A 459-nucleotide genomic window follows, 5' to 3' on the forward strand; every position below is an offset into this window, starting at 1 on the left:
CGCGCAGCGCCACAAAAGCGGCGACAGGCCTGAACTGGATGAACTCGGTGAGATGAGCGGCTACAACGCTGCGACTCTCAAACGGCCTTTGTACTGACAACAGGAGGCGAAATGGAGATTCGACACTTACGCTGCTTTCTCGCTGTCGCCGAAGAACTACATTTCGCCCGCGCGGCGGAGAGGCTGCACATCGAGCAGTCACCGCTGTCGCGCACTATCAAGGAGCTGGAGGAGAGCCTGGGCGAACAGTTGTTCATTCGTACCAGCCGCAGCACGCGGCTGACACGGGCGGGCAAGCTGTTTCTGGAGCATGTGCCGCGCATCTTCACCGCCTTGCAGCAGGCGCGCGATAGCGTGAATGCAGCCACCAACGGCTTCCACGGTCAGTTGCGTATCGCACTGTCCGACGGCATCACGCCCTCGCGCCTGCCGTCCTTGCTGGCGCTGTGTCGGCAGGAA

The 459-nt window shown here is 61.7% G+C and carries 1 protein-coding gene; it reads left to right on the forward strand.

Annotated elements, in window-relative coordinates:
* Positions 1–111: 111 nt before the first annotated feature.
* The coding region (locus DU29_RS0129270) for a LysR family transcriptional regulator (protein WP_028624834.1) at positions 112–459 on the forward strand (348 nt) is incomplete at its 3' end.

This window comes from Pseudomonas sp. Ant30-3, from assembly GCF_000690905.1.
Lineage (GTDB): Bacteria > Pseudomonadota > Gammaproteobacteria > Pseudomonadales > Pseudomonadaceae > Aquipseudomonas.